Here is a 14393-nt window from a genome sequence, read left to right on the forward strand (position 1 = left end):
AAAGCCCGCGCAGTCTTTTGGACCCCGCGGGCTTTTTGTTGAACGAAACGGGTTACTTCTCGACGAAGGCACGCTCGATCAGGTAATCACCCGGCTCGCGCATGCGCGGCGAGACTGTCAGGCCGAAGCTGTTCAGCACTTCACTGGTTTCGTCCAGCATGCTCGGGCTGCCGCACAGCATGGCGCGGTCGTCCTGCGGATTGATTGGCGGCAGGCCGATGTCACTGAACAGTTTGCCACTGCGCATTAGGTCAGTCAGACGGCCCTGGTTTTCAAACGGCTCGCGAGTAACCGTCGGGTAGTAGATCAACTTTTCGCGTACTGCCTCACCGAAAAACTCGTTCTGTGGCAAGTGCTCGGTGATGAATTCGCGGTAAGCGACTTCGTTCACATAGCGCACACCGTGGCACAGAATGACCTTTTCAAAACGCTCGTAGGTTTCCGGGTCTTGAATCACACTCATGAAGGGCGCAAGGCCGGTGCCGGTGCTCAGCAGGTAAAGATGCTTGCCCGGCTTCAAATCGTCCAGCACCAGCGTACCGGTAGGCTTTTTGCTGATGATGATCTCATCGCCTTCCTTCAAGTGCTGCAACTGGGAGGTCAGCGGGCCATCCGGCACCTTGATGCTGAAGAATTCCAGATGCTCTTCCCAATTGGGGCTGGCGATCGAATAGGCGCGCATCAGCGGACGGCCGTTGGGTTGCATCAGGCCGATCATCACGAACTGACCGTTCTCAAAGCGCAGGCCCGGGTCGCGGGTGCACTTAAAGCTGAACAGGGTGTCGTTCCAGTGGTGAACACTGAGGACACGTTCGTGGTTCATGTTGCTCATCTACGGGGCTCCTAATTTCGCCTGCGCTGATTATGGGCGCGATTGCATAGCATTCTAATGGCGAGGACAATATCTGTTAACTGAATTATCAAGATAAGGGTTATCGGTTATATCGATATGCGATTTACTCTCAGACAACTCCAAGTGTTCGTCACAGTCGCCCAACAAGAGAGCGTGTCGCGCGCTGCTGGCTTGTTGGCCCTTTCACAATCGGCTGCCAGTACCTCGATTACCGAACTGGAGCGCCAGACCAGTTGCCAACTGTTCGACCGCGCCGGCAAGCGCTTGAGCCTCAACGCATTGGGGCGCCAGTTGCTGCCCCAAGCGGTCGCGCTGCTGGATCAGGCCAAAGAAATCGAAGACTTGCTCAACGGCAAATCCGGTTTTGGCTCACTGACTGTGGGCGCAACCCTGACCATTGGTAACTATTTGGCCACGTTGCTGATCGGCAGCTTCATGCAGGCCCATCCCGAGAGCCAAGTGAAACTGATCGTACAAAACACGGCGCATATCGTGCAGCAAGTAACCCACTATGAAATTGATCTGGGTCTAATTGAAGGCGACTGTAGCCATCCGGACATCGAAGTACAGAGCTGGGTGGAAGATGAACTGGTGGTGTTTTGTGCACCGCAGCATCCGTTGGCTACCCGGGGTCATGCCACCCTGCAGGAGCTGACCCGCGAAGCATGGATCCTGCGTGAGCAAGGGTCCGGCACGCGCCTCACCTTCGATCAGGCGATGCGCCATCACCAAAGTGCGCTCAACATTCGCCTTGAGCTGGAGCACACCGAAGCGATCAAGCGCGCCGTCGAATCGGGGCTAGGCATTGGTTGCATCTCCCGCCTGGCACTGCGCGACGCCTTTCGACGTGGCAGTTTGGTTGCGGTTGAAACCCCCGAACTGGACCTTGCGCGGCAGTTTTACTTCATCTGGCATAAAAAGAAGTACCAGACCTCTGCCATGCGCGAGTTTTTGGACCTGTGCCGCGCATTCACCGCCGGCGTACACCGCAGCGACGAGATCGTACTGCCTAATATTGCTTAAAGCAGGATCACCGCCCACACCACTGCAATCAGGGTCAGCACCACAAACTGCGCGGCGCTGCCCATGTCTTTGGCGTTTTTCGACAGCGGGTGCAAGTCGAGGGAGATACGGTCGATCGCCGCTTCGATGGCCGAGTTAATCAACTCAACAATCAGGGCCAACAAGCAAACCGCAATTAATAACGCGCGCTCTACCCGACTGACACTTAGGAAAAACGTCAACGGGATCAGCACCACGTTGAGCAACACCAACTGACGAAACGCTGCTTCGCCGGTAAAGGCCGCACGCAGGCCGTCCAACGAATAGCCGCCAGCGTTCAAAATCCGTTTAAAACCGGTTTTCCCTTTAAAAGGCGACATAGATAAGTAACTGCGTAAGAAATGAGAAAAGGACGCTAGATCACGCATCGTCAAAAAAGCGTGAAGAGCGGCCGATTAATGGCTCGAAATTGACTCCAGTTGTTGCAAAAGCAACGCCGCCTGGGTGCGAGTTCGTACCCCCAGTTTGCGGAAAATCGCCGTCACGTGAGCCTTGATGGTCGCTTCCGACACGCTCAGCTCATAAGCAATCTGCTTGTTCAACAAACCTTCACAGACCATGGTCAGCACTCGAAACTGCTGCGGTGTCAAACTGGCTAACCCTTCGCTGGCCGCTTTGGCTTCAGCAGACACTTGAACCTCTTCAAATGCCTGGGGCGGCCACGACACATCGCCATCCAGCACCACGCGCACGGCTTGTTGAATCTGTTCCAGAGAGCTGGACTTCGGAATAAATCCGCTGGCACCGAACTCTCGGGAGCGTACCATCACCGACGCATCTTCCTGGGCAGAAACCATGACCACAGGGATTTGCGGGTATTGCCCGCGCAACAGTACCAACCCGGAAAACCCGTAGGCACCCGGCATGTTCAAATCGAGTAGCACCAGATCCCAATCCGCCTTGATGGCCAGCTGTTTTTCCAGCTCGGCAATACTGGCGACCTCTACCAGACGAACATCCGGTCCCAGCCCCAATGTCACCGCCTGATGCAAGGCGCTGCGGAACAAGGGATGGTCGTCGGCAATCAGGATTTCGTATGTGGCCATTTTTTAAATGATCCCGTTTCAGGCGAGTACTGAGTCATTCCAGTATCCGCTAAGGCAACTTGAGCAACAGTGTCAACACAGTGCGTCAAAGGGCGCGTTTTACGCTAAACGTCGCGAAATATAAGGGTTTGAACAGCAACAGCGCCCGAATCGGCGCCAAGCATGCCCAGCGAATGCAAGAGGGTCAAGGATAAAACCGATGTCGTCTTTGAGCCCTGTCAGACATTCAGCACACCTGCAAGGCCGCGACTCTTTGACACACCCTGTCATTGCCGAAAATTGTAGCGCTACTTCTTTAGTCTATTGAGAGCGATTCTGACGAAGGTCTTTTACAGAAAACGTCCAGCTCACGATGCGCTGCGCTGCTTTCGTTGATCGGCAACTGATTGCGGGCATCGAGATAGTGCTGACTGAACACATCGAAGTAAGCGTCAAGCGCAGTGGAGGCCTGGGTGTCGCCGGCCAGATCAAGGCACAGACTCGCGACTTCGGCGGTGCATAAATGCTCGCTGCGGGTAGAGCGGCGCAGCCGATAGCGCGACAAACGTTCGGGCAACAGGCTCAGGATCGGCAACCGATCAAAGTAAGGGCTTTTGCGAAAGATCTTGCGCGCTTCCGTCCAGGTAGCATCCAGCAGGATAAACAACGGACGCTTGGCAGTGTCGAGTTTAACGCTGTGGGTCACGCGTTCAGGCTCTACATATTCCCCAGGAAACACCAGATAAGGTTGCCATTGCGGGTCGGACAGTAATGCCAGCAAGCCTGGATCGGTGTCAGTGCGCGACCAAATGAAGGCATAGTTATCGCTCACCACATCCGCAATCAACCACCCGGTATTACTCGGCTTGAACACTTCCTTTTTGGTCATGATCAGGCACACGCCCGCCCGCGTGCTGACCTGCGGTCGCCAACGGCACAAGCAATGACTCGCGATCACGCGGCAGGTAGGGCAACGGGGCGCGCGAGAGCCGCGTGACAAGTAGGGTTTGGTGCTTTCCTCTTCTCGCTCGTCTCGTAAACGGGCGACTGCATTCGGGGAAAAAGTCATCAGGGTCATGTTTTTTACTTAGGGGGGCAGATCGTCCGTCGCCTCGGGTGAGCGCAGGAACCGATTCGCTGAACAAAGGCGCGCAGTCTAACAGAGGCCATGCCCTGACGGAGCCGCCCATGACGTGAGGCATTTCCTGACAGCGCAGGCTGACCTATACTCCCGCGCCACTGAACGCATAGACCTGTGGCGGGTCAAAGCCTGCGTCACTGAATCAGGAGAGTTTCATGCTGCGCTATATCATTCCGACCGTTGCTCTATTGCTCGCACTGCCTTTAGGCGCACAAGCGGCCTCTCTTGCAGAATTCAACCTGAACAAAAACCTGCTCAAAGTTGCCGAAAAAAATAACGAAGGCAAACCACGGGCGATCAACGCCGACTTGCTGGACAAAGGTTTCACCGTTGAAGGCAAGGTACTGATCAACAACCTTGAAGCAAGTCCGAACCTCGCAGCCCAGATGCGCTCCGCACCTGAAGCGGCCATCCCCCAACTGGGCCGCAGTGTTTGCAGCAATCCAGGCTTCCGCAAGCTGATGGCCAAGGGGGCAATCATGCGTTTCAACATCAGGGAATATAAAACCAACAAGCCCGTGTTGGTTCAGGACATCGGCGCCGACAACTGTCAGCGCAAGAAATAACGGTTTAGCACTGTATCCCCGCACGCCGTACTCCGATACGGCGTGATCACTCCCTGCGTTTTTAACGATTCTTCATGCGCTTCAAGTAATTAGCGGTTGCCAGCCTCAGCGGTGCAAGACCATCATCAGGCCATCACTTTTGACACTGTGTGTCTGCGCTGTCTCATTCGCAGCGCCCAAAGGATGTTGTGCTGAAGGAGTCGTACATGCCTGATCAATCCCATGAGCCCCTGCCTTTCGAATCTGAGCACTTGAGCCTTGAAATTGCGGCGCAAGTAGACGCTCAACTGCAGTTGATAGCCCCTGAGAGCCCAAACCGCGCGCTCTATCGCGAAATGCTGATGACCGTGTTGCGCATGGCACACGACGACCTTGATCGCTGGAATGCCAAAATCACACTGCAAGCCATACGCGAACTGGAAAAGACTTTCCGGGTACTGGAGCAGTTCCGGGGCCGACGCAAAGTGACAGTCTTTGGTTCTGCGCGAACCCCCATTGAAGATCCGCTGTATGCATTAGCCCGAGAAGTAGGGGCCACGCTTGCCCGATCAGACTTCATGGTCATCACCGGCGGCGGTGCTGGCATCATGGCAGCCGCCCATGAAGGCGCAGGCGCTGATCACAGCCTGGGCTTCAACATCACCCTGCCCTTCGAACAGCGCGCCAACCCCACCATTCTCGGCACGCCCAATCTGCTGGCGTTTCACTTCTTCTTCACGCGCAAACTGTTCTTCATCAAAGAGGCAGACGGGCTGGTAATGTGCCCCGGAGGTTTCGGCACGCTGGATGAAGTGCTGGAAGTGCTGACGCTGATTCAAACGGGAAAGACGCCGCTTGTACCTGTGGTGCTGCTGGACATACCAGGCGGAACCTTCTGGCAAAGCGCGCTGGACTTCGTTCGCGACCATCTCGAAGCCAATCATTACATCTTGCCCAACGATCTCAAACTGATGCGACTGGTTCACACCCCTGAAGAAGCCGTGGCGGAGATCAATCAGTTCTATAACAACTTCCACTCCACCCGCTGGCTGAACAAAATATTTGCCGTGCGCATGAAACGTCCGCTTACAGAAGAGGCGTTGCATGAAGTTCAACAAGCGTTTGCAGACATTTGCCTGAGCGATGGTTTCCACCAGCAGATTGACGATGAGCCGGACTTCAACCATTTGACTCGTTTAAGTTTTGCGTTCAGTGGCCGCAATCAAGGCCGCCTGCGTGAATTGGTTGATTTTATAAACCTGTCACGCAACTGGGCTGAACAACGGAATGCTGACTGTAGCCAAGGGATGGGAACAACCTGCATTTAACGCAATGCAGTGGAACCGGGGGACTTACCGCTCAACACTGCCTTTGCCAGCGACAGCAGCTGTTATCTGTCGCTGGCAAGGGGGGGGGACGCGTGCTAATCATCACACTCCCGACCGCTAAGCAGTCGGCTAATCATTTCAAGCGAATAGCCGCGATAGCTCAAGAAACGCCCCTGACGAGCGCGCTCCTTGAGGTCTTCGGGCATGCACCCTGAAAACTTTCGCTGCCACGTATCCTTTAGCTGCTCCTGCCAGTTGATTTCAGACTCACGTAATGCTTCTTCCACATCCCCACGCGATAACCCCCGCTGGTTAAGCTCTTCACGAATACGTAAAGGGCCGTAACCGGAACGGGCGCGATAGCGGATATAGCTTTCGAGGTAACGCGACTCTGACAACAGCCCCTCTTCCGTTAAACGGTCGAGGGCGATGTCGATCATCTCAGGACAAGCGCCGCGCTGACGCAACTTGCGCGTCAGCTCAACTCGACCGTGCTCGCGGCGGGCGAGCAGGTCCATTGCGGATCGCCGAATGGCGGTGAGGTCTTCCAGAACAGCTGTCATGGCTCAATCAGTTGCTGTCGTCGTCCGAACCGGTGTTTTCAAGCTCCATCTCGGCCGCTTCCTGCTCCGCAGCCGCTTGCTTGGCCGCCTTGCTCATTTTTGGCATGACTTTCATTTCAGCCAGTTCGCTTTCAGTCTTAGGGCCAAGCAGCTTGTCCCGCAGTTGTTTCTCAAGAGTGGCCTTGATGTCCGGGTTCTCATCGAGGAACTTGGCCGAGTTGGCCTTGCCCTGACCGATTTTGCTGCCCTGGTAGCTGTACCAGGCACCGGCTTTTTCAACGAAACCGTGCAATACGCCCAGCTCGATCATCTCGCCATTGAGGTAGATACCCTTGCCATACAGAATCTGGAATTCTGCCTGGCGGAAGGGTGGCGCCACTTTGTTCTTGACCACTTTGACCCGGGTTTCGCTACCGACTACCACGTCGCCTTCTTTCACCGCACCAGTACGACGGATGTCCAGTCGAACCGAAGCGTAGAACTTCAGGGCGTTACCACCGGTAGTGGTTTCCGGGCTACCAAACATCACACCGATTTTCATACGGATCTGGTTGATGAAGATCACCAGGCAGTTGGCGTTTTTGATGTTGCCGGTAATTTTGCGCAGGGCTTGCGACATCAAGCGGGCTTGCAGACCCACGTGGGTATCGCCCATGTCGCCTTCAATTTCTGCTTTAGGTGTCAGTGCCGCCACGGAGTCGATAATGATCACGTCAACCGCATTGGAGCGCACCAGCATGTCGGTGATTTCCAGTGCCTGTTCGCCGGTATCAGGCTGCGAAACCAGCAGATCGTCAACGTTCACACCAAGCTTGGCGGCATACTCAGGGTCCAGTGCATGCTCGGCATCGACGAATGCGCAGGTGGCGCCCGCTTTTTGAGCTTGTGCGATAACGGACAGGGTCAAGGTCGTTTTACCGGAAGACTCCGGACCGTAGATCTCAACAATACGGCCCTTTGGCAGACCGCCAATGCCCAGCGCGATGTCTAGACCCAGCGAACCGGTAGAGATAGCCGGAATGGCCTGGCGGTCCTGATCGCCCATCAGCATCACGGCGCCTTTGCCGAATTGACGTTCGATCTGACCCAAGGCCGCAGCCAAGGCTTTCTTCTTGTTGTCGTCCATTAAAGTCCTCTCGTAATCAATAAGGCCTAGCGGCCGATAACTGTATAAGTAGCCAGTATTATTCCACAGGGTTTCAGGATCGCCTACCCCTGATTTTTTATTTCGCTTACCGTTCGGCGTATTAACCCTTCCAGAGCCGCTTTAACAGTTTGTCGGCGGACGTCGTCGCGATCTCCCGGGAAGTGCCTGCACTCGGCAGAAACTTCACTGCCAACCCCCCACGCCAACCAGACGGTGCCTACCGGTTTGTCCGGAGAACCGCCGCCCGGCCCGGCAACACCGCTGACCGCAACGGAAAAACGCGCGCCACTCTGCGCTTGTGCGCCACGTGCCATGGCCTCTACCACTTCACGGCTGACAGCGCCGACTTGGCCGAATAATGGCTCGGGCACTTGCAATTGCCTGGTTTTCTGCTGATTGGAATAGGTCACAAACCCGGCTTCAAACCAGGCCGAACTGCCTGCGATACGGGTAATGGCTTCTGCAATTGCACCACCGGTGCATGATTCGGCCGTCGTGACCTGCGCATTAAGAACCTGCAACTGACGCCCAAGTTCAGCCGCAAGCTGAGTTAATTCGTCCACGATCGCCTCCTTTTAAGCGCTCACTCGGGCCACTAAGCTACACGACCCACATTCGGCTCGCCACGGGCCGGGCATGACCTCAGGAAGTGAATGTCACACAGCTCGCCAAGGCTAGCCGTCAACCCCCAAACGCTTTGCGGCCCAACGCTGATACAGGCTGATGGCAGCATCTGCACCCGCCAACGCGGTCAAACATCCCAAGGCGCCTGCCGCCCACACCGACATGCCTGCCGAATAAAGCAGCATGAACGTCGAGACACCGCACACCATGCAAGCTCCAGAGCGCAACGCCAGGCGGCGCACCAGCGGCCAACCGCTGGCGCCTTCTTTGTCTGCGCGCCACATTTCTCCAAAAATACCGCCTACCAGTGCCAGAAGAATGACCAGCAACACCGGCATATCCAACAAAACTTGCGGATCATTCATCGCTTCATCACTCCTGAGTCCTTATCGAAAAGCGTCAATGTCTGACTTTTAGGCTGAACACTTGACGCTCCTCTCGCACCACATCCTTGCGTAAGGTCGACCTCTGCAGCCAGAAACCAAGACTATGCCTGTATGAATATACAGTCAATGCACTGATGCATATTTCTTGTTTTCACTTATCTGAGTCAGCACGAATCGCTGGACGGGCAGGAAATATCCTTAGGATAGAAAAGGCCTATTGACAGTAGGCCTTGGCGGGGAAACAGGTCTAACGGGCGTACATGCCCCACCAAAACACATGACCGAGAATCACCAGTTGCTCGTCCTCAAGGTCGGCATAGTGATAATCCTCATCCGGATACTCGTCGCGGTTAAAGCTGCGCAAACGCAGACCTGATGCCAGGCGGTACAGCTGTTTTACTCGAAGCTCGCCATTGTGGTTGATTGCATAAAGATCGCCATCCACGACATCGTCCATTGAACGTTTCCCGGCGTTGACCCCAACTGTTGCGCCGTCACGCAGGACCGGCAGCATACTGTCGCCGCGAACCGTTACACATTTCGCTTGATCGAACTGCACGCCATTGTGGCGCAGGCTGCGCTTCCCAAAACGCAATTTGGCCCGCTCACTTTCCTCGATGGCAAAACGCCCCGAGCCTGCCGCGAGCTCAACTTGGCGCAAGAACGGAATCGACACCTCATCGTCAGCCACGGGGGTATCGTCATCCCACAGGCAAATATCACGCAGCTCCGGATGCAGCGGCTCGGCGTAAGGCGCAGGGTCCTCACGACCGCGCAGACGGTCGGTGCTGATATTGAAATAAGCGGCTATTTTTGAAAGATGACGGTCAGACGGTTCGGCAATCTTGCCACTCAAAATTCTGGACAACGTGGATTGCGGGACACCCGTGATGCGGTGCAACGCCATGGCACTGATGTGGTGCCGCGCGAGCAACTCTTTAAGGACGATTGAAACAGTACGTTTAGGCATGCGCGGAATATTGCTGGGCAAGCACCCGGTTGGCAAATCCTAATTCTTCTCTTTATAGCAACACGCCGGACTGACCCCAGCATGCCTGTAGATGCAAGGCGCTGGCATGTTAACCTTGCGCCCATTGCCATAAAGCTGTGCCTGGCACCCGCTTTTCACTCCTCTCTATAAATGAATCCGCCTAAGCCCTGATGAGTAAAAATACTTCCGACCTGTCCTCTCACACACCGATGATGCAGCAGTACTGGCGCCTGAAAAACCAGCACCCTGATCAGCTGATGTTCTATCGCATGGGCGACTTTTACGAGATCTTCTACGAAGATGCGAAGAAGGCCGCCAAGCTACTGGACATCACCCTCACGGCACGTGGGCAGTCGGCGGGGCAGGCGATTCCGATGTGCGGCATTCCTTACCACGCGGCTGAAGGTTATCTGGCCAAACTGGTCAAGCTTGGCGAGTCAGTGGTGATTTGCGAACAGGTTGGCGACCCAGCCACCAGCAAAGGGCCGGTCGAGCGTCAAGTGGTGCGGATCATCACGCCGGGAACTGTCAGCGATGAGGCGCTGCTAGACGAGCGCCGTGACAATTTGATTGCCGCAGTGCTAGGCGATGAACGTTTGTTTGGACTGGCCGTCCTGGATATCACCAGCGGCAATTTTTCGGTGGTGGAAATCAAGGGCTGGGAAAACCTGCTGGCTGAGCTGGAGCGCATCAATCCGGTGGAGCTGATGATCCCGGATGACTGGCCTCAAGGCCTGCCTGCCGAGAAGCGCCGCGGTGTTCGTCGTCGTGCACCGTGGGATTTTGAACGCGATTCGGCACTCAAAAGCCTGTGTCAGCAGTTCTCCACCCAAGATCTCAAGGGTTTTGGCTGCGAAAACCTGACCTTGGCCATCGGCGCGGCCGGTTGCTTGCTCAGCTACGCCAAGGAGACCCAACGCACTGCCCTGCCCCATTTACGCAGTCTGCGTCATGAGCGCCTGGACGACACCGTGGTGCTGGATGGCGCCAGCCGCCGTAATCTTGAGCTGGACACCAACCTTGCGGGCGGCCGCGACAATACACTGCAATCGGTAGTCGATCGTTGTCAGACGTCCATGGGCAGCCGCTTGCTGACGCGCTGGCTGAATCGTCCATTGCGCGATTTGCCGGTGTTGCTGGCACGCCAGACCTCGATTACTTGCCTGCTGGACGGCTATCGCTTCGAGCGCCTGCAGCCTCAGCTCAAGGAGATAGGCGATCTGGAGCGCATTCTGGCGCGTATCGGCCTGCGTAACGCTAGGCCCCGCGATTTGGCGCGTCTGCGTGACGCGCTGGCCGCACTGCCTGAACTGCAAGACGCCTTGCTCGATCTGCACGCGCCGCACTTGCAGCAACTGGCTGTTACCACCAGCACGTACCCCGAATTGGCAGCGCTGCTCGACAAAGCGATTATTGATAATCCGCCTGCGGTCATTCGCGACGGCGGCGTGCTGAAAACCGGCTACGATGCCGAGCTGGATGAACTCCAAGCCCTCAGTGAAAACGCCGGTCAATTCCTGATTGATCTGGAAGCCCGTGAAAAAGCCCGCACCGGGTTGGCCAACCTCAAGGTCGGCTACAACCGCGTGCACGGTTATTTCATCGAACTACCTAGCAAACAGGCGGAACAGGCGCCTGCGGATTACATCCGCCGTCAGACCCTCAAAGGTGCCGAGCGGTTTATCACCCCCGAACTGAAAGCCTTCGAAGACAAGGCCCTGTCAGCCAAAAGCCGGGCGCTGGCTCGCGAAAAAATGCTCTACGAAGCACTTCTCGAGACTTTGATCGGGGAGCTGCCGCCGCTGCAAGACACCGCCGCCGCACTGGCCGAACTGGACGTGCTGAGCAACTTGGCCGAGCGAGCACTGAACCTCGACCTCAATTGCCCGCGGTTTGTTGAAGAACCGTGCATGCGTATTCAACAAGGCCGTCATCCGGTGGTGGAGCAAGTATTGACCACCCCTTTTGTGGCCAACGACTTGGCGCTGGATGACATCACACGCATGCTGGTCATTACCGGGCCGAACATGGGTGGTAAATCCACTTACATGCGGCAAACCGCATTGATCGTGCTGCTGGCGCACATTGGCAGTTTTGTGCCCGCCGCCAGCTGCGAACTGTCGCTGGTCGACAGGATTTTCACGCGCATTGGTTCCAGCGACGACCTGGCCGGTGGCCGTTCTACCTTTATGGTGGAAATGAGCGAAACTGCCAATATTCTGCACAACGCCACTGAGCGCAGTTTGGTGCTGATGGATGAAGTGGGACGAGGCACAAGCACCTTCGACGGTTTGTCGCTGGCTTGGGCTGCGGCAGAACGTCTCGCTCAATTACGCGCCTATACGCTATTCGCCACGCACTATTTCGAACTGACAGTACTGCCAGAAAGCGAGCCGCTGGTGGCCAACGTGCATTTGAGTGCCACCGAGCACAACGAACGCATTGTTTTCTTGCACCACGTATTACCCGGCCCCGCGAGTCAAAGCTACGGCCTGGCGGTCGCCCAGCTGGCGGGGGTTCCGGCGAATGTCATCACCCGCGCCCGCGAGCATTTGAGCCGCCTGGAGACCACCAGCCTGCCCCATGAAGTGCCTGCCCCGACTCCTGGCAAACAATCAGCGCCCCAGCAAAGCGATATGTTTGCTAGCCTTGCGCATCCGGTGCTGGACGACCTTGCCAAGCTTGATCTTGACGAGATGACGCCACGCAAAGCCCTTGATTTGCTCTACACATTAAAGACACGCATCTAACCATGCGATAGAATCGCGCGCGGTTTGGGTTGCTACTGGCCTTTTAGCCTGGTCAATAGATACCACTCCCGAACCTGGCGAACCCGACCTGGAAGGGCTTCGCTGCCGCCGCCTGAGGAGAAAATTAGAAATGACCTTCGTCGTCACCGACAACTGCATCAAGTGCAAGTACACCGACTGCGTAGAAGTCTGTCCGGTGGACTGCTTTTACGAAGGCCCGAACTTCCTGGTGATTCACCCGGACGAGTGCATTGACTGCGCGCTTTGTGAGCCTGAATGCCCGGCGCAAGCCATCTTCTCGGAAGATGAAGTGCCAGCGGGTATGGAAAATTTCATTCAGTTGAATGTCGAGCTGGCGGAAATCTGGCCAAACATCACTGAGCGTAAAGACCCTCTGCCTGACGCTGCCGAGTGGGATGGCAAAAAAGGCAAGATCGCTGATCTAGAGCGCTGATTCACGCTGCACTAAAAAGCCCCGACTCATATGAGCCGGGGCTTTTTACGTTTCAGCGTTTCTTGCAGTTTTCTCGCTATCCCAGGTTGCAGCTTCGTGTCTCATCAGCGACTGCAGCGCATGCCTGGCTTGTCGCTGACGAACAGGCCAAAGGGTTTAGCCTGCGATGTCGCACCCCGTGGCTTCTTGCAATTGCTCACGGGTAACGCCCGACGCAAGCTCTACCAGCTTAAGACCTTGGTCGGTGACATCCAGAACCCCCAAATCGGTGATGATACGATCCACTACACCCACACCGGTCAGCGGTAAATCGCACTGTTTGAGCAATTTATGGGCCCCGCCTTTGGCAGTGTGCTCCATCAGCACCACCACGCGCTTTACCCCAGCCACCAGATCCATGGCACCTCCCATGCCCTTGACCATCTTGCCGGGAATCATCCAGTTGGCCAGATCACCGTTCTCGGACACTTGCATCGCACCCAGGATCGACAGATTGATGTGGCCACCGCGAATCATCGCGAAAGAGTCGGCACTGTTAAAGAAGCTGCTACCGGGTAGCGTAGTGATGGTTTGCTTGCCGGCGTTGATCAAGTCGGCATCGACTTCATCTTCAGTGGGAAACGGGCCGATACCTAACAAACCGTTCTCACTTTGTAGCCACACATCCATGCCTTGCGGAATATAGTTGGCAACCAGTGTCGGCAAACCGATTCCCAGGTTGACGTAAAAACCATCCTGCAATTCTTGGGCGGCGCGGTGCGCCATTTCTTCACGAGTCCAGGCCATGATCAGGCGCTCCGCACAGTGCGTTGTTCGATGCGTTTCTCCGGGGCGGCATTGAGAATCAACCGCTGCACGTAGATCCCGGGCAAATGAACCTGATCGGGGTCGATTTCGCCAATTTCAACGATTTCTTCCACCTCGACCACGCACACTTTGGCCGCCATCGCGGCCAGCGGATTGAAATTGCGCGCGGTCTTATTGAACAGCAGATTGCCTGATTTATCGGCTTTCCAGGCTTTAACCAGCGCAACGTCTGCCCGCAATGAGCGTTCCATAACGTACCACTCGCCATCGAACTCGCGGGTTTCCTTGCCTTCGGCCACCAGGGTTCCGTAGCCGGTTTTAGTGAAGAACGCCGGAATGCCTGCACCACCGGCACGGAGTTTTTCAGCCAGCGTGCCTTGCGGGGTGAACTCAAGTTCCAATTCGCCCGCCAGGTACTGACGCTCGAACTCCTTGTTTTCGCCTACGTAAGAAGAAATCATTTTGCGGATTTGCCGCGTGGTCAACAGCTGGCCCAAGCCAAACCCGTCAACACCGGCGTTGTTGCTGATGACAGTCAGTTCGCGCTTGCCGGTGTCACGCAATGCAGCGATCAACGCCTCTGGAATCCCGCACAGTCCAAACCCCCCCACGGCCAGGGTCATGCCGTCTTCGACGAGCCCCTGCAAGGCGGATTCAGCACTCGAGTAAATCTTATTCACTTGTTATTCCTCGAATTCACCACGGCGCGCCTGGCGC

At 56.0% G+C, this 14393-nt stretch carries 16 protein-coding genes; 5 read left to right on the top strand and 11 right to left on the bottom strand.

The window, feature by feature from the left end; all coding sequences use genetic code 11:
• Nucleotides 1-52: 52 nt before the first annotated feature.
• On the bottom strand, nt 53-832 hold the full coding sequence (gene fpr / locus HBN68_RS05705; RefSeq protein WP_169963284.1) for a ferredoxin-NADP reductase: 780 nt from the start codon (nt 830-832) through the stop codon (nt 53-55).
• Between the two features lie 117 nt (nt 833-949).
• Here fpr and HBN68_RS05710 point away from each other — a divergent pair, with 117 nt between their 5' ends.
• Nucleotides 950-1876, top strand: coding sequence for a LysR family transcriptional regulator (locus tag HBN68_RS05710; RefSeq protein WP_094995213.1), 927 nt, complete (start codon nt 950-952; stop codon nt 1874-1876).
• On the opposite strand, the gene HBN68_RS05715 is transcribed toward HBN68_RS05710, so the two are convergent.
• From HBN68_RS05715 to HBN68_RS05725, 3 genes are all read right to left on the bottom strand, one after another.
• Nucleotides 1873-2235, bottom strand: a complete 363-nt coding sequence (locus tag HBN68_RS05715) for a diacylglycerol kinase (protein WP_047274143.1) — start codon at nt 2233-2235, stop codon at nt 1873-1875. The genes HBN68_RS05710 and HBN68_RS05715 overlap by 4 nt on opposite strands.
• Before the next feature lie 75 nt (nt 2236-2310).
• Nucleotides 2311-2961: a response regulator transcription factor ErdR gene (gene erdR / locus HBN68_RS05720; RefSeq protein ID WP_094995212.1), complete on the bottom strand. Its 651-nt coding sequence runs from the start codon at nt 2959-2961 to the stop codon at nt 2311-2313.
• A 295-nt stretch (nt 2962-3256) separates the two neighbouring features.
• Complete coding sequence (locus HBN68_RS05725; RefSeq protein WP_094995223.1) at nt 3257-4009, bottom strand: tRNA-uridine aminocarboxypropyltransferase; 753 nt, start codon at nt 4007-4009, stop codon at nt 3257-3259.
• A 227-nt stretch (nt 4010-4236) separates the two neighbouring features.
• Here HBN68_RS05725 and HBN68_RS05730 point away from each other — a divergent pair, with 227 nt between their 5' ends.
• Complete coding sequence (locus HBN68_RS05730) at nt 4237-4647, top strand: PA3611 family quorum-sensing-regulated virulence factor (protein WP_094995211.1); 411 nt, start codon at nt 4237-4239, stop codon at nt 4645-4647.
• Nucleotides 4648-4853: 206 nt separating this feature from the next.
• Nucleotides 4854-5954, top strand: a complete 1101-nt coding sequence (locus HBN68_RS05735) for a TIGR00730 family Rossman fold protein (protein WP_094995210.1) — start codon at nt 4854-4856, stop codon at nt 5952-5954.
• A 95-nt stretch (nt 5955-6049) separates the two neighbouring features.
• Here the strand turns inward: HBN68_RS05735 and recX are convergent, their stop codons facing one another.
• The 5 genes from recX to HBN68_RS05760 all read right to left on the bottom strand — a co-directional run bounded on the left by recX (nt 6050) and on the right by HBN68_RS05760 (nt 9653).
• The gene (gene recX, locus HBN68_RS05740) at nt 6050-6517 is read right to left on the bottom strand and encodes a recombination regulator RecX (protein WP_094995209.1); all 468 of its coding nucleotides are present in this window, start codon (nt 6515-6517) and stop codon (nt 6050-6052) included.
• A 7-nt stretch (nt 6518-6524) separates the two neighbouring features.
• Nucleotides 6525-7643 carry a recombinase RecA gene (gene recA, locus HBN68_RS05745; protein WP_047292548.1) on the bottom strand — a complete coding sequence of 373 codons (1119 nt, stop codon included), beginning with the start codon at nt 7641-7643 and terminating at the stop codon, nt 6525-6527.
• 83 nt (nt 7644-7726) lie between these two features.
• Nucleotides 7727-8227, bottom strand: a complete 501-nt coding sequence (locus HBN68_RS05750) for a CinA family protein (protein ID WP_094995208.1) — start codon at nt 8225-8227, stop codon at nt 7727-7729.
• Between the two features lie 111 nt (nt 8228-8338).
• On the bottom strand, nt 8339-8653 hold the full coding sequence (locus HBN68_RS05755; RefSeq protein ID WP_094995207.1) for a phage holin family protein: 315 nt from the start codon (nt 8651-8653) through the stop codon (nt 8339-8341).
• 268 nt (nt 8654-8921) lie between these two features.
• Nucleotides 8922-9653 (bottom strand): XRE family transcriptional regulator, encoded by a 732-nt coding sequence (locus tag HBN68_RS05760; protein WP_249275409.1) that lies wholly within the window; start codon nt 9651-9653, stop codon nt 8922-8924.
• 182 nt (nt 9654-9835) lie between these two features.
• On the opposite strand from HBN68_RS05760, the gene mutS reads away from it, so the two are divergent.
• The gene (mutS, locus tag HBN68_RS05765) at nt 9836-12415 is read left to right on the top strand and encodes a DNA mismatch repair protein MutS (RefSeq protein WP_169963282.1); all 2580 of its coding nucleotides are present in this window, start codon (nt 9836-9838) and stop codon (nt 12413-12415) included.
• Nucleotides 12416-12545: 130 nt separating this feature from the next.
• On the top strand, nt 12546-12869 hold the full coding sequence (fdxA, locus tag HBN68_RS05770) for a ferredoxin FdxA (RefSeq protein WP_169963280.1): 324 nt from the start codon (nt 12546-12548) through the stop codon (nt 12867-12869).
• A 156-nt stretch (nt 12870-13025) separates the two neighbouring features.
• On the opposite strand, the gene HBN68_RS05775 is transcribed toward fdxA, so the two are convergent.
• Together HBN68_RS05775 and HBN68_RS05780 are read right to left on the bottom strand one after the other, a co-directional pair.
• Nucleotides 13026-13655 carry a CoA transferase subunit B gene (locus HBN68_RS05775; RefSeq protein ID WP_094993592.1) on the bottom strand — a complete coding sequence of 210 codons (630 nt, stop codon included), beginning with the start codon at nt 13653-13655 and terminating at the stop codon, nt 13026-13028.
• A gap of 2 nt (nt 13656-13657) precedes the next feature.
• The gene (locus HBN68_RS05780; RefSeq protein WP_094993593.1) at nt 13658-14356 is read right to left on the bottom strand and encodes a CoA transferase subunit A; all 699 of its coding nucleotides are present in this window, start codon (nt 14354-14356) and stop codon (nt 13658-13660) included.
• Nucleotides 14357-14393: the final 37 nt, after the last annotated feature.

Source organism: Pseudomonas sp. WS 5078, assembly GCF_012985745.1.
GTDB classification, from domain to species: domain Bacteria; phylum Pseudomonadota; class Gammaproteobacteria; order Pseudomonadales; family Pseudomonadaceae; genus Aquipseudomonas; species Aquipseudomonas lundensis_A.

What these genes read in the sequence shown, in the direction of transcription:
- HBN68_RS05730 (WP_094995211.1), top strand. Translation starts at nt 4,237, where the DNA reads ATGCTGCGCTATATCATTCCGACCGTTGCTCTATTGCTCGCACTGCCT.
- HBN68_RS05755 (WP_094995207.1), bottom strand. Translation starts at nt 8,653, where the DNA reads ATGAATGATCCGCAAGTTTTGTTGGATATGCCGGTGTTGCTGGTCATT.
- HBN68_RS05735 (WP_094995210.1), top strand. Translation starts at nt 4,854, where the DNA reads ATGCCTGATCAATCCCATGAGCCCCTGCCTTTCGAATCTGAGCACTTG.
- recA (WP_047292548.1), bottom strand. Translation starts at nt 7,643, where the DNA reads ATGGACGACAACAAGAAGAAAGCCTTGGCTGCGGCCTTGGGTCAGATC.
- fpr (WP_169963284.1), bottom strand. Translation starts at nt 832, where the DNA reads ATGAGCAACATGAACCACGAACGTGTCCTCAGTGTTCACCACTGGAAC.
- HBN68_RS05775 (WP_094993592.1), bottom strand. Translation starts at nt 13,655, where the DNA reads ATGGCCTGGACTCGTGAAGAAATGGCGCACCGCGCCGCCCAAGAATTG.
- fdxA (WP_169963280.1), top strand. Translation starts at nt 12,546, where the DNA reads ATGACCTTCGTCGTCACCGACAACTGCATCAAGTGCAAGTACACCGAC.
- HBN68_RS05710 (WP_094995213.1), top strand. Translation starts at nt 950, where the DNA reads ATGCGATTTACTCTCAGACAACTCCAAGTGTTCGTCACAGTCGCCCAA.
- recX (WP_094995209.1), bottom strand. Translation starts at nt 6,517, where the DNA reads ATGACAGCTGTTCTGGAAGACCTCACCGCCATTCGGCGATCCGCAATG.
- mutS (WP_169963282.1), top strand. Translation starts at nt 9,836, where the DNA reads ATGAGTAAAAATACTTCCGACCTGTCCTCTCACACACCGATGATGCAG.
- HBN68_RS05725 (WP_094995223.1), bottom strand. Translation starts at nt 4,009, where the DNA reads ATGACTTTTTCCCCGAATGCAGTCGCCCGTTTACGAGACGAGCGAGAA.
- erdR (WP_094995212.1), bottom strand. Translation starts at nt 2,961, where the DNA reads ATGGCCACATACGAAATCCTGATTGCCGACGACCATCCCTTGTTCCGC.
- HBN68_RS05715 (WP_047274143.1), bottom strand. Translation starts at nt 2,235, where the DNA reads ATGTCGCCTTTTAAAGGGAAAACCGGTTTTAAACGGATTTTGAACGCT.